Source organism: Aeromonas enteropelogenes (assembly GCF_020097295.1).
GTDB classification, from domain to species: domain Bacteria; phylum Pseudomonadota; class Gammaproteobacteria; order Enterobacterales; family Aeromonadaceae; genus Aeromonas; species Aeromonas enteropelogenes.
The window spans coordinates 2,592,580-2,605,651 of record NZ_CP083625.1; the positions used below are offsets into that span (position 1 = coordinate 2,592,580).

Genomic DNA, 13,072 nt, shown 5'->3' on the forward strand with positions numbered 1-13,072 from the left:
CACCCCCTTTGTTTTGTTACCCAGGCTGTCACCGGCGCGGTCAGCTGCGCAGTGGCAGCCAGTGCCCTCCCTTGCTGCGGCAAGCGGTGTCCTGCCACTGCTGGCTGGCTTGGCCTATGTAGAGCTGCTCGCGGTAGTCGCGGCACCAGAGGCCATTGGGATGGCGAAAAGTGCGCAGCGGCGTGACGCTGCCCGAGTGGTGGTTGGCGGGGTTGAACCAGGTAAGACTCTGGCCCTTGGGGCGGGTTTGCAGTGCCTCGGCCAGGGCCTGGTTGGCCAGCGCCACGTCCTGCTTGTCCATCTGGTGGTAGAGCGGGGCCGACTGCTGGGCGGCACAGCCGAACAGCCACAAGGAGAGGCAGATCAACAGATAACGGTTCATGGCTGCTCCTTGGTGCTAAAGCCCTGTTGGATTAGGGTTTGTTCCTGAGCATCGGTCAGGGTCTGGTCGCGATCGTCTACCGTACCATCCCCCCGCAGCTTGTTGCCGTCAGCATCGACGGCGTCCACGCCGTTGTCGTCGACCGTGCCATCGCCCCGGATCTCGTTGCCGTTGGCATCGATGGCATCCACGCCGTTATCGTCGAGACCGCTGTCATCCAGGCCGTTGCCGAGGCCACGACCACCGCCATGACGCTCACCGCCGGCGTGACGATCCCCTCCGGCATGTTGCTCGCCACCGGCATGGCGATCTCCTCCTGCATGTTGTTCTCCACCGGCGTGTTCACCCTGACCATGGTCATCGCCGCCATGGCTACTGCCGCCGCTGTTGCTGCCTCCACCGCTGTCGCTGCCTCCACCGCTGTCGCTGTCGCTGCCTCCGCCGCTGTCGCTGCCTCCGCCGCTGTCGCTGCCTCCGCCGCTGTTGCTGCCTCCGCCGCTGTCGCTGCCTCCGCCGCTATCGCTGCCGCCACTACCACTGCTGCTGTTTCCACCACCACCTCCGCTGCCACCCCCACCGCTATTGCCATCGCCATCCTTGTTGTGAACGATCAACTCATTGGCGATATAGCTGTGGCTGCCATCGAGGATCAGGTTGAACAGTGCCGTGGTGGGCGGGGCGTCAATCCAGCAGAGGGACTCCACCAGCAGCAGGGCGGGTTGCGGAGCCAGCGCCAGGTTGCCTGCGCTGCCGGTTTCCGACCAGCCCAGCAGGTGCATGCCGGTAAAGAGCGGCAGCACGGCGAGGGTCGGGTTTTCGGTGCGGGTCATGGCCGGTGCGATGGCCGCCCAGCCGCGGGTGGTCAGGAAGGGGTGCTCGGCGGTGAAGAAGGGGGCCAGCTGGTTGAGCCCGTAGAGCCGGCGCTCCCCCAGCAGTACCCGCTCGACCGCGAGGATGCGGTTGCTGCGTCCATATTGATCCCGCACCCGTTCACCGGCCTGCAGGGTTTCGATGGGGCGCTCCTCCCCGTCGGCCATCAGGATGCGGGTGCCGGCCACGAAGCAGGACTTGGCATAGGCCTGATTCACCTGCCACTGATGGTGGCTGAAGTCATAGCTGTACGGGGTGGCAAACAGGGCCAGGGCGATGGCCGAACCCACCAGCAGTCTGCGCTGGCTGGGTTTGAAAGCGGGCAGTGACATGGGGGACTCCTTGTCCGGCTGGGTTCACGTCATCAAGTATAGGGCGGGCTGATGGAGGGGTAGGGGAGCCATTGACAAACAAAACAGCATGGAAAAACGATTGGCGACGGCCATAAAAGTGCGTAAAATCGCATCCTCGATGCTTGTAGCAACGAATCCCGCCTAAAAAGCCAGTTTCATGCCCTCCTCAAGCAGTAAAAGGTAACAAATGACGCCAATTGGCTCATTCAGTGCCTTGAAAAAGTCTTGTGATAACTGAAAAGTGTCAAATATCCCTGTCAGTTATCAAAAAATTAAGGACATCCATGTTTTCCTTAGTCAAGCAAAGCGTCGCCGGGCTGCAAATCCTGTTTGTCGCCTTCGGTGCCATGGTTCTGGTGCCCCTGCTCACCGGACTTAACCCCGCCATGGCCCTGCTTGGCGCCGGTGTGGGAACCCTGCTGTTCCAGCTCTGCACCCGCCGTCAGGTTCCGATCTTCCTCGGTTCCAGTTTCGCCTTTATCGCTCCCATCATCTATGCCACCCAGACCTGGGGTCTGCCATCCACCATGTTCGGCCTGTTTGCCGCCGGTTTCATGTATTTCATCCTGGCTGCCATCATCCGGGCTCGCGGCATGGGGTTTGTGCACAAATTGTTGCCGCCGGTGGTGATTGGCCCGGTGATCATGGTGATTGGCCTCTCCGTTGCCCAGGTTGCCTGCAACATGGCGATGGGCCGTGCCGGTGGTGAACAGGTAGTGCCTGCTACCACGGCGCTGACCCTGGCGGGCATCTCGCTGGCGGTGACCCTGATTGCTGCCGTGTTCTGCAAGGGCTGGATCAAGCTAATCCCCATCCTGTGCGGTGTGATTGCCGGCTATGTCTCTGCCGTGCTGATGGGCCAGGTGAGCTTCGATGGCATGGCCAATGCCCCCTGGCTGGCGCTGCCCCACTTCGAAACTCCCGAGATCAACTGGGCTGCTGCGCTGTTCATGCTGCCGGTGGCCATCGCCCCCTGCATCGAACATATCGGTGGCGTGCTGGCCATCGGCGGGGTGACTGGCAAGGATTACACCAAGAATCCCGGTCTGCACCGCACCCTGGCCGGTGACGGCATCGGGGTCTGCTTCGCCGGTCTTATCGGTGGCCCTCCCGTCACCACCTACGCGGAAGTGACCGGCGCCGTGATGATCACCCGCAACTTCAACCCGGTCACCATGACCTGGGCCGCCGTGTTCGCCATCATTCTGGCCTTCTTCGGCAAGTTCAATGCTCTGCTCACCTCCATCCCCATGCCGGTGATGGGCGGTATCATGCTGCTGCTGTTCGGATCCATCGCCGCCATCGGTCTCAAGACCCTGGTGGAGTCCAAGGTGGACCTGGGGTTGTCGCGCAACATCGCCATCGTGGCCGTGACCCTGACCGTGGGTGTCGGCGCGCTGGAGATGAAGATCGGTGACTTCGCCCTGGCTGGCGTGGGCCTGGCGTCCGTTGCCGCTATCCTGCTCAACCTCATCCTGCCCCAGCACTCCGAAGAGGGTGCCATGGAGTCCGCCAAGGATTGAGTGGCAAGTAGTTGATTATTAGCATTGAAGGCCACCCTTGGGTGGCCTTCTTTATTGATGCGCTCCGGGGGAGTAATCAGGAGCACCATAAAAGATGAGAGGCAAGAAGACGCCGGGCAGTCAGGCTTGCCGGGAGTTGCCTGACCAGGGGGCGACCAGTTTGCACCAGGGGCCGGTTATCTCGCAGTGTCCGGTCTCTTCAGTCGTCTGCCACCCCAGGCGATGGTAAAAAGCCAAGGCCGCAGTATTGCGAGTTGCCACCTTGAGACTGGGTTGGCGCCGCGCACTGGCCAGGCCCTGTTCGAGCAGTGCTCGCCCTATCCCCTGGCCGTGCCAGTCTGCGCTGACATAGAGGTGATGCACAAAGTCATCGGGTTGCCAGATGGCAATGAAGCCACACAGATATCCCCCTCGCTCTGCCACCCAGATGGTTTCTCCCTGGGTCTGGGTTGCAAAATCGTCTGCTCTGAAGCAGGCTGGATCGACCCAGTGAAAGGTGTCCCGACGGCTCTTGAGAAACAGGTTGGCAAGATGGTGCCTGTCTTCTGGTGCCATGAGTCGGATCATGATGATCTCCCTGTTGAGGTGGTTGAGCGCTGGCAATACTTTGCAGCACGAAGCAGATAAGAAGGGTGTGATTAAGCGCTGTCCATTGTCTTTGCCCTGAGGCTATACTGCCGGAGTCCCCTGTATGGATGGCTTGAGGATCGCTGATTTATGGAAAATAAACAGATAGAAGGCAACATTTTTGTTCCTGCTCACATCGACGATGTCTGGCATGCCTGGACAACCGAGAGCGGTCTGCGCAGTTTTCTTGCTCCCGAGTGCCTGATGGTGGCGGAACCGAATGGTCCTTTCGAGATCTATTTCAGGCCAGATGCCCCACTGGGAGAAAGAGGCAGCGAAGGGTGCAGGGTGATGGCGGTCATGCCCTATGACCTGCTCAGCTTCAGCTGGAATTTCCCACCTTTTCTGTCTCATATCCGCCAGCAAAAAACCCAGGTCAGCCTGCGTTTCGTGCCCGAAGGGCAGGGTACCCGGCTTTATTTCCTGCAAACCGGCTGGGCCAATGATCCTGACTGGGAGCAGGGCTATGCCTATTTCAGGGAGGAGTGGCTGGAACTCAGCCTGCCAAGGTTGCAGTACCGGTTTACCCACGGGCCCATCGACTGGAACAATCCCCCCGACAAATCCCAGCTCAAATCCCTGGCCCAGTAAGCCGGACATAAAAAAAAACCGGCCAAAAGGCCGGTTGAAACAGTTCAGGCTTGTCAGGTGACAAACGTAACCAGTGGATGAGAGAGGTTTCCACTCCATGTGAAGTCCTGCCCTCTTGATTACGTGACGTCACTTTATGTCATGGTCACTGAATCGAGGCTGAACCATGGCATGATCCTTGCCCTGACAGGCTTTGCTCAGATCTTGAGTCCCATCGACTGGCGCAAATAGGCACCCGCGCCGAGCAGTCCCGGACCTTCATGGGTGATCAGAAATACCGGGATATCCTTGAGGTAGGATTTGAAACGCCCCTTGTCTTCAAACGCCACCCGAAAACCCGATCCGGTAAAGAACTCCTGGAAGCGCGGCACTATGCCGCCCGCAATATAGACGCCGCCAAAGGTGCCCATGTTGAGTGCCAGGTTGCCGGCAAAACGGCCCATCAGCACGCAGAACAGGCTCAAGGTGCGGCGACAGTCCAGGCATGAGTTGGCCAGGGCGCGCTCGGTAATGTCTTTCGGCGCCAGTGATTCGGGTTCGCGACCATCGGATTTCACCAGGCCGCGATAGAGATTGACCAGCCCCGGACCAGAGAGGAAGCGCTCGGCCGAGACATGACCCAGTTCACCACGCATCACCTGCAAAACGGCGTCCTCCTCTTCGCTGTTGGCGGCAAAATCCACATGCCCCCCTTCGCCCGGCAGGCTCAGCCACTGCTCACCCGCCTTGACCAGATGGGCCACGCCAAGGCCGGTGCCAGCCCCATAGATGGCGATGGGTTTGCCTGCCACGGGGGCCCCTCCGCCCAGCTGGATGCGATCCGCTTCCGGCAGCACGGGAACGGCCATGGAGACGGCGGTAAAGTCGTTGATCACCAGCAGGCGTTCAAGACCGAGATTGGCCTGCATCTCCTTGATAGAGAATTCCCAGCTGTGGTTGGTCATCGCGACCCAGTCACCATTGATGGGGCAGGCGATGGCGATGCAAGCCTCGCTTACTTTTGCTGCGTGCTCATCCAGATAGAGGCGTACGACGGATTCGAGAGAGGGGTGGGCAAGACCTGAATAGGTTTTTGCCTGGGAGATAGTGCCGGTGGCCAGCTCACACAGGGCCAGACGCGCATTGGTACCGCCGACATCGCCGACCAGCGCATGGGTATGCTGCATAACAACTCCTTCGTTACAGGCTTTGGACGACCGTTGGCGTCCCGAGATTATTGTTGGATTGTGACGGACCATTCTATCCGAGCTCGGCCCCGCTCACCCACCGGAACGGCACAAACGTGCGCCTGCTCACAGTGTTGTTGCTTTGCAACATTTGTAAGCGCTTTCAGGGCTAGGTGACGTTTTGTAACGAAAAGTACGAAATAATTAGAGATGAGTCATACTTTGTATGGCAGGTGTTAGTTGCGATAACCACTTGTCTTGTATAGTCATCAAGTTGATTGGAAACCTGCTTAGCCGTAAGTTGAGTGCAAAGACACTGAAGCTAAATTACAAAAAATGCCTGGTGGTGATGATGAATACCCTTGATAAAATTACAAACAACTTGGAAAGTTTCAGTAAATCAGAACGCAAGGTCGCCGAGGTGATCCTGGCGTCTCCCCAAACTGCCATTCACTCCAGCATCGCCGCCCTGGCCAAAATGGCCGACGTCAGTGAACCGACCGTCAACCGTTTTTGTCGTCGTCTCGATACCAAGGGTTTTCCCGATTTCAAACTGCACCTGGCCCAGAGCCTGGCCAATGGTACACCCTATGTGAACCGTCACGTAGAGGCGGAAGACGGCCCCGATACCTATACCGCCAAGATCTTCGAATCCACCATGGCCTGCCTGGATGCGGCCAAAAACAGCCTGGATATCTCAGCCATCAATCGCTGCGTCGATATCCTGACCCAGTCCAAGAAGATCAGCTTCTTCGGCCTTGGCGCCTCTTCGGCCGTCGCCCGCGATGCCCAGAACAAATTCTTCCGCTTCAACATCCCGGTAGTGAGCTTTGATGACATCGTCATGATGCGCATGAGCTGCATCAACAGCTCAGAGGGGGATGTGGTGGTGCTCATCTCCCACACCGGCCGCACCAAGGCGCTGGTCGAGATTGCCGCGCTGGCCCGCGAAAACGATGCCACCGTCATCGGCATGACCGCCAAGGATTCGCCGCTGGCCCGCGAGTGCAACCTGGTGCTCTCCATGGATGTGCCGGAAGACACCGATGTCTATATGCCGATGGCCTCCCGTATCGCCCAGCTGGCGCTGGTGGATGTGCTGGCGACCGGTTTCACCCTGCGCCGGGGGATGAAGTTTCGCGAAAACCTGAAAAAAGTGAAAGAGGGACTGCGCGAATCCCGCTTCGATACACCGCACTCTTCCTGAATCGTCGGGGGGTGACCCCCGGCTGTCTATGCCACCCTGCTTTGGTGTAGTATTGTAATTTAATAACAAAAGCCACCCAGATGGCTGGCAAACGGATGCCTGTCGGCATCCGCTTGATGGGGCAGAATTTCAAGTCATATCAACTTCATATTGGAGTCTTTCATGCCTAGACGTACAAAGATTGTAACCACACTCGGTCCGGCTACCGACCGCGAAGGGATCCTGGAAGGGATCATCCGCGCCGGCGCCGACATGGTGCGGATGAATTTCTCTCACGGCACTCCTGAAGATCATATCCAGCGCGCCAACCAGGTGCGTGACATTGCTGCCAAACTCGGCCGCCACGTGGCCATCATGGGTGACCTGCAGGGCCCGAAAATCCGTGTTTCCACTTTCAAGGATGGCAAGATCTACCTGGCCATCGGTGACAAGTTCGTGCTGGACGCCGCCCTCGGCAAGGGTGAAGGCTGCCAGGAGCAGGTGGGGATCGACTACAAGAGCCTGCCTAATGACGTGGTGCCGGGCGACATCCTGCTGCTGGACGACGGTCGTGTGCAACTGAAAGTCGAACGTGTCGAAGGTACTCGCATTCACACCACAGTGACTGTTGCCGGCCCGCTCTCCAACAACAAGGGCATCAACAAGAAGGGGGGCGGCCTCTCCGCGCCGGCCCTGACCGAGAAAGACAAGGAAGATATCAAGACTGCCGCCCGCATGAATGTGGACTACCTGGCAGTCTCCTTCCCCCGCTGCGGCGATGACCTGCGCTACGCCCGCGAGCTGGCCCGCGAAGCCGGTTCCAACGCCAAGATCGTGGCCAAGGTCGAGCGCGCCGAAACCGTCGCCACCGACGAGGCGATGGAAGACATCATCCTTGGCTCCGATGCCGTCATGGTGGCTCGTGGCGATCTGGGCGTCGAGATCGGCGACCCCGAGCTGGTGGGTGTGCAGAAGAAGCTGATCCGCTACTCCCGTCGTCTGAACCGGGTGGTGATCACCGCGACCCAGATGATGGAGTCGATGATCAATGCGCCGCTGCCGACCCGTGCCGAGGTGATGGACGTCGCCAACGCCGTGCTGGACGGCACAGATGCAGTGATGCTCTCCGCCGAAACTGCCGCCGGCCAGTTCCCCATCGAGACAGTGACCTCCATGGCCAGCGTCTGCGTGGGCGCCGAGAAGCACCCGAGCCTGAACGTCTCCAACCACCGCATGAGTTACACCTTCACCTCGGTGGAGGAAGCCGTCGCCATGTCCACCATGTATGCGGCCAACCACCTGGAAGGGGTCAAGGCGATCGTGGCGCTGACCGAATCCGGCACTACGCCGCTGCTGATGTCCCGCATCAGCTCCGGTCTGCCGATCTTCGCCCTGTCACCGCACAACAAGACCCTGGCCTGGACCAATCTCTACCGCGGCGTGACCCCGGTGCTGTTTGATGGCGACGAGACCAAGCCGGTCTACGAAGTGTGCCGCGACGCGCTGGACGTGCTCAAGGCCAAGGGACTGCTGCAAAGCGGCGACATGGTGTTGCTGACCCACGGCGACAAGATGGAGACCGTCGGCAGTACCAACACCTGCAAGGTGATGATGGTCGAATAAGGCCTTTCATCCGCCAATACAACCAGAAAGCTGTTCACCGCGAGGTGAGCAGCTTTTTTATATTCGTCTGCCGGGCCGGTTACGAGGACTCATTGGCGGGAGAGGCCGGGGATAGTGTGGGTCTCTGGCCTAAGCGGCACCCCACGGCTAAAACATGGTATGGTTTGCTGTCACTGCTGAAGACAGATTGCTTGTTACACCGCGAAGCATACGAGGAGATCTGGCATGAATCCGGGTAAAAAATGGTTGATGGCCCTGTCGCTGGGGCTGGTGTTGTCACCGGCTCACGCGGACTGGGCCAAGTTGAAAGAGGCGGCGTCCGATCTCGGCACTGCGGTCAGCGAGACCAGCAAGGAGGTCTGGCAGGATGTCAGCGATTTCTCCAAAAAGAGCTGGGCCTCCGTCTCCGCCTGGGGCGAGGATGCGTTCAATACCGCCGGTGTCTGGACTGACAAGAGCATCGCCACCGGCAAGGAGTGGCTGGCGGTCGCCGACAAGAAGCTCGACGAGATGCTCGAACCCGAGACCCCGGAAGAGGCGCGCCTCGCCCTCAACACCATGGCCGATACCGCGCTGGTGAGGTTGTTCAACGAGCAACCTTCGGCCAAGTTGCTATTTGACAAGGCATATGGTTATGCGGTGTTCGATTCGCGCAAGTTCTCCCTGATGCTCCATACCAATCAGGGGGCCGGGGTGGCAATCGATCGCACCATGGGCAAGCACACCTACATGAAGATGTTTGGTGCGGGTATTGCCGCGGGTCTGGGGGGCAAGTTTTACCAGCAGGTGATCCTGTTTGAAGACAAGGCGCGATTTGATGCCTTCGTCACCCAGGGATGGGAAGCGACCTCGGAAGTGGGGGCCGTCGCTGGCAAGGAGAGCGCCGAGCTCACCGCCAAGTACAACGGTGGCATGGCCATCTACCAGATCGGCGAGAAGGGGTTGCTGCTGGACGCCAATATTTCCGGCTCCAAATACTGGATCGACAAGGATCTGACCCAGTGATTGCGCAGGCTTTGAGCAACCGCATCTTTTTCTTCGCTCACAGTGAATTGTTGTCTGTTTAAATGACGCAACTTGCAGTAAAAAGAGGGCCATCGGCCCTCTTTTTCATGGGCGCAAGCAGGATTTGTCAGCAGAACAAGGAGAGTGGCATGACACAAGCAGCAGAACAGGACGGGATGGACGCGGCCCCGAGCTGGGACAAGCAGAGCGTCTATCTGCGTCTGCAGGATGGGATCCCCATGGCCTTCTGGGTCAAGGGGGAGCAGGTCTCTCCCCTCGAGCCCAACCCTGAAGGATCGCAATATCGCGGGCATTTCGGCTGGGGGCGTGCTGATGAGGCGACCATGGCCCTGGCGGATGCCATCGTTGCCAGGCTGGTGGTGGAGAGACTGATCCCTCCCGAGCTGGCGGCGAGCCGCGCGGGTTACCTTCACAACGAAGTGCTGGTCAAGCTGCCCGCCGGGGAACACTACGATCTGCATCTGAGCTATCTGAGGCTGTTGCTGGGCGAGGGGGCCGTGCCGCGGCCGTAACTGGCGCCGGTTCGTCATCGCCCTCTGCGACCACCCAATCCCCTGGCCTGAGGACATTTTTCCTAATTGGCACTCTTATTGCTTGGTGCCTGTCAGCGTCAATGATTTGTCTGGGGATGAAAAATGGAAATTAGTGCAAGCAGCCTGATGCAAGAGATGCAGGCCCTCAAGATTGAGGCAGGCGCCACACCGCTGACACAACCCGGTCGCCAGGTGACTTCCGATTTTGGCCAGTTGCTGCAGCAGGCACTTGGCAACGTCAACGAATTGCAAGGGGCTGCCAACGATCTGCGCACCCGTTTCGATATGGGTGACAAGTCGGTGGATCTGTCGGAAGTCATGATCGCAGGCCAGAAGTCCTCCATTGCCTTCGAGGCAACGGTACAGGTCCGCAACAAGATGGTCGATGCCTACAAGACCATCATGAACATGCCAGTGTAAGGATTTGAATCGTGGCTACTGACCAAAACGGCGAACTGCTGATGAACGATGAGGGCACCGCCGCCCTCGATGAAAATGAGCAGAAGAGTTCGGCGCTGGGCTTTCTGTCCAACACCGACGTGCTGCGGCAAATCACTCTGATCCTGGGGCTGGCCATCTGCCTGGCCATCGCCGTCTTCATTCTGTTGTGGGGCAAGGAGCCGGACATGCGTCCCCTCGGCACCTACACCACCCAGGAACTGGTCAAGACCCTCGATTTTCTCGATCAGCAGAAGATCCCCTATCAGGTGGATGGCAAGAGCGTGCTGGTCAGTGCCGAAAACTACCCCAGCATCAAGCTGGCCCTGACCCGTGCCGGTCTGGTCAATGCGAGCGACATGACCAATGACGGCGAAGATATTCTGCTCAAGGATTCCAGCTTCGGCGTCAGTCAGCGGATGGAGAGCGAGCGCCTGAAATTGAGCCGCGAGCGCCAGCTGGCCAGCGCCATCGAGCAGTTCCAGAGCGTGGCCAGTGCCCAGGTGCTGCTGGCCATCCCCAAAGAGAACGTGTTTGCCCGCAACGAGCGCAAACCCAGCGCGACCGTGGTACTCAAGCTCAAGGGCTCCGCCCTCAATCAGGGGGAGGTGGACTCCATCGTCGACATGGTCGCCTCCGCCGTGCACGGCCTGGTGCCGACTCGCGTCACCGTGACCGATCAGAACGGCCGTTTGCTCAACTCCGGCTCCCAGGATCCCGTCTCTGCCCAGACTCGCAAGGAGTTTGCGATGCAGCAGAAGCAGGAGCTCGAATACAAACAAAAAATTGACGCTATCCTGATCCCGGTGCTTGGCGCCGACAATTATACGGCGGAGGTCGATCTCTCCCTCGACTTCTCCCAGCAGGAGCAGACCCGCAAGACCTACAATCCCGACTTGCCGGCGGTGCGCTCCGAAATGACTCTGGAGGAGAATAGCTCCAGCGGCAGCAACGGCGGCATCCCGGGGGCCCTCTCCAACCAGCCCCCCGCCGCCTCCAACATTCCCGAACAGGCGACCGGTGGCGAGTCCGGCTCCGCCGCCTCGGGCCGTTCCCGCAAGGAGGCGACCCGCAACTTCGAACTCGATACCACCGTCAGCCACACCCGTCGCCAGATGGGGGGCATTCGCCGCATGACCGTCTCGGTCGCGGTGGATTACAAGTCGGTGACCGGTACCGATGGCAAGGTAACTCGCGAGGCGCGCACCCAGGCCGAACTCGATACCCTGCGCCGCCTGCTCGGCGGTGGCCTCGGCTTTGATGTGACCCGGGGTGACACCCTGGAAGTGGTCGCCATTCCGTTCAACCGTCCCGAGCTGGAAGTAGTGGGTGAGCCGCCGCTCTACGAACAGCCCTGGTTCTGGCGCGCAGTGCGCATCGCTGCCTCTGTGCTGGTCATCATAGTGCTGATCGTCACCGTGGTGCGCCCCATGCTCAAGCGCCTGCTCTACCCGGATGCCAAGCCGGAAGGAGAACTGGATTTCGACAACCACACCGTGCTGGGTGGCGACGACGAGCTGAGCCTGTTGGCGGCCCAGGCGGAAGCCGAGCCCGTGTTCGGACTGCGCGATGGTCAGCTCAAGCTGCCTGATCTGCACCGGGATGAAGACTTGCTCAAGGCGGTCCGTGCGCTGGTGGCGAACGAACCGGATCTGGCCGCTCAGGTCATTAAAGAATGGGTAACCAAAGATGCCTGAAGAGAATAAAAGCCAGGTCACCGGTAACGATATCACCGAAAGCCAGCGTCTGATCCTGGATCAGATGTCCGGCATGGAGATGGCGGCGGTATTGATGCTGAGCCTCAACGAGGAGGATGCCGCCCAGATCTTCCGCCACCTCGAACCCAAGCAGGTGCAGCGGCTCGGCATGTCGATGGCCTCCATGTCCGACTTCAGTCACGATCGGGTGGCGGCGGTGCACCGTCAGTTTATCGACGACATCCAGAAGTACACCAATATCGGTATCGGCAGCGAAGACTTCGTGCGCAAGGCGTTGGTGGCGGCCCTTGGCGAAGACAAGGCGAGCAACCTGGTGGATCAGATCATCTTAGGGTCAGGTGCCCGCGGCCTCGACTCCCTCAAATGGATGGATGCTCGCCAGGTGGCCAGCATCATCCAAAACGAGCACCCGCAGATCCAGACTATCGTGCTCTCCTATCTCGAGCCCGAGCAGTCCGCCGAGATCCTGAGCCAGTTCCCGGAGCAGGTGCGCCTGGATCTGGTGATGCGTATCGCCAACCTGGAAGAGGTACAACCGGCGGCACTGCAAGAGTTGAACGACATCATGGAGAAACAGTTCGCCGGTGCGGCGGGCGCCCAGGCGGCCAAGATGGGCGGCCTGAAGGCGGCGGCCAACATCATGAACTATCTGGACACCAACATCGAAGGCCAGCTGATGGACTCCATCCGCGAGTCGGACGAGGAGATGAGCCAGCAGATCCAGGATCTGATGTTCGTGTTCGAAAACCTGATCGATGTGGACGATCGCGGCATCCAGACCATGCTGCGGGAAGTGCCCGGCGATCTGCTGCAACGGGCCCTCAAGGGCTCCGACGATCAGATGCGCGAGAAGATCTTCAAGAACATGTCCAAACGGGCCGCCGAGATGCTGGCGGACGATCTGGAGGCCATGGGCCCGATCCGGGTCTCCGAAGTGGAGGCCGCCCAGAAGGAGATCCTCTCCATCGCCCGCCGTCTGGCGGATGCCGGCGAGATCATGCTGGGCTCCGGTGGCGGCGACGAGTTCCTCTAAGCC

General features: G+C 59.7%; 13 protein-coding genes. 9 read left to right on the top strand and 4 right to left on the bottom strand.

Annotation, left to right across the window (positions count from 1 at the left end):
• Positions 1–40 precede the first annotated feature (40 nt).
• Both LA321_RS12275 and LA321_RS12280 read right to left on the bottom strand, forming a co-directional pair.
• The gene (locus LA321_RS12275) at positions 41–382 is read right to left on the bottom strand and encodes an RT0821/Lpp0805 family surface protein (RefSeq protein ID WP_042072175.1); all 342 of its coding nucleotides are present in this window, start codon (positions 380–382) and stop codon (positions 41–43) included.
• Positions 379–1,584, bottom strand: coding sequence for a hypothetical protein (locus LA321_RS12280; RefSeq protein WP_042072173.1), 1,206 nt, complete (start codon positions 1,582–1,584; stop codon positions 379–381). The genes LA321_RS12275 and LA321_RS12280 overlap by 4 nt, the downstream gene beginning before the upstream one ends.
• A 305-nt stretch (positions 1,585–1,889) precedes the next feature.
• Between LA321_RS12280 and LA321_RS12285 the strand changes: the two genes are divergently transcribed.
• Positions 1,890–3,128 (top strand): uracil-xanthine permease family protein, encoded by a 1,239-nt coding sequence (locus LA321_RS12285; protein ID WP_042024813.1) that lies wholly within the window; start codon positions 1,890–1,892, stop codon positions 3,126–3,128.
• A 120-nt stretch (positions 3,129–3,248) separates the two neighbouring features.
• On the opposite strand, the gene LA321_RS12290 is transcribed toward LA321_RS12285, so the two are convergent.
• Positions 3,249–3,695, bottom strand: coding sequence for a GNAT family N-acetyltransferase (locus LA321_RS12290; RefSeq protein ID WP_042072172.1), 447 nt, complete (start codon positions 3,693–3,695; stop codon positions 3,249–3,251).
• 150 nt (positions 3,696–3,845) lie between these two features.
• Here LA321_RS12290 and LA321_RS12295 point away from each other — a divergent pair, with 150 nt between their 5' ends.
• Entirely contained in the window at positions 3,846–4,346 is a 501-nt protein-coding gene (locus LA321_RS12295) for an SRPBCC family protein (RefSeq protein ID WP_042024815.1), read from the top strand.
• A 197-nt stretch (positions 4,347–4,543) separates the two neighbouring features.
• Here LA321_RS12295 and glk read toward each other — a convergent pair whose 3' ends face one another.
• Positions 4,544–5,584 (bottom strand): glucokinase, encoded by a 1,041-nt coding sequence (gene glk / locus LA321_RS12300; RefSeq protein WP_224212211.1) that lies wholly within the window; start codon positions 5,582–5,584, stop codon positions 4,544–4,546.
• Positions 5,585–5,864: 280 nt separating this feature from the next.
• On the opposite strand from glk, the gene LA321_RS12305 reads away from it, so the two are divergent.
• The 7 genes from LA321_RS12305 (at position 5,865) to fliG (ending at position 13,069) form a co-directional block, all read left to right on the top strand.
• A complete protein-coding gene (locus LA321_RS12305) occupies positions 5,865–6,719 on the top strand; it encodes a MurR/RpiR family transcriptional regulator (protein WP_167334817.1) in 855 nt (284 codons plus the stop codon).
• Between the two features lie 162 nt (positions 6,720–6,881).
• A complete protein-coding gene (gene pyk, locus LA321_RS12310) occupies positions 6,882–8,321 on the top strand; it encodes a pyruvate kinase (protein WP_026456067.1) in 1,440 nt (479 codons plus the stop codon).
• A 225-nt stretch (positions 8,322–8,546) separates the two neighbouring features.
• Positions 8,547–9,326, top strand: a complete 780-nt coding sequence (gene befA / locus LA321_RS12315) for a beta cell expansion factor BefA (RefSeq protein WP_042072170.1) — start codon at positions 8,547–8,549, stop codon at positions 9,324–9,326.
• A gap of 149 nt (positions 9,327–9,475) precedes the next feature.
• On the top strand, positions 9,476–9,859 hold the full coding sequence (locus LA321_RS12320; RefSeq protein WP_042072169.1) for a hypothetical protein: 384 nt from the start codon (positions 9,476–9,478) through the stop codon (positions 9,857–9,859).
• A 123-nt stretch (positions 9,860–9,982) separates the two neighbouring features.
• Positions 9,983–10,300, top strand: a complete 318-nt coding sequence (fliE, locus tag LA321_RS12325) for a flagellar hook-basal body complex protein FliE (RefSeq protein WP_026456070.1) — start codon at positions 9,983–9,985, stop codon at positions 10,298–10,300.
• Between the two features lie 11 nt (positions 10,301–10,311).
• Positions 10,312–12,015 (top strand): flagellar basal-body MS-ring/collar protein FliF, encoded by a 1,704-nt coding sequence (fliF, locus tag LA321_RS12330; protein WP_042072168.1) that lies wholly within the window; start codon positions 10,312–10,314, stop codon positions 12,013–12,015.
• On the top strand, positions 12,008–13,069 hold the full coding sequence (gene fliG / locus LA321_RS12335) for a flagellar motor switch protein FliG (RefSeq protein ID WP_026456071.1): 1,062 nt from the start codon (positions 12,008–12,010) through the stop codon (positions 13,067–13,069). The genes fliF and fliG overlap by 8 nt, the downstream gene beginning before the upstream one ends.
• The last annotated feature ends 3 nt before the right edge of the window (positions 13,070–13,072 follow it).